The following is a 501-nucleotide window of genomic DNA, read 5'->3' on the forward strand; positions in this document are numbered from 1 at the left end:
GACCCTCGTGCACGAACTCGGGCACGCCGTTGGCGCGATCCTGACGGGTCGCTTCGTTCACGGCATGAAAATCCGCATGAATCACTCGGGCGAAGCCGTCAGCAGTGGGCGCGGCAAACTCGGCTCCGTCATCAGCGGATCGCTTGGCTACCCGGCTCCCGCAATCGTCGGAGCCGTGCAACTCTGGTGCGTCACGCAGGGTTACACCGCTATGGCATTGTTCGTCGGCGGGATCATCCTCGTGCTCACCCTGCTCGTGATCCGCAACCTCTTTGGCTTCCTCGTTGTCGCCGTCTCCGCCGCCGCGAGCGCCGCCCTCTGGGTGTGGGCAACGCCCGAACAGCAAAGCTACGTATTGCTGATTATCGCGATTGCGCTTCTCGTGGGAAGCGTGCGCGGCCTCGCCACTGTGATCGGCGTACACACTCGTCGCCGTGACCAACTGAACACCTCAGACGCCTACCTGCTCTTCAAACGGACAGGCGTACCGTCGGTCTTCTG

1 protein-coding gene is annotated in these 501 nt (G+C 62.9%); it reads left to right on the forward strand.

What is annotated here, in order from left to right:
• Nucleotides 1-501: M50 family metallopeptidase (locus I6E69_RS20550; RefSeq protein WP_197122245.1), on the forward strand; the 501-nt coding region annotated here is incomplete at both ends.

This window comes from Pseudoalteromonas sp. NZS100 (genome assembly GCF_015864815.1).
GTDB lineage: Bacteria > Pseudomonadota > Gammaproteobacteria > Enterobacterales > Alteromonadaceae > Pseudoalteromonas > Pseudoalteromonas distincta.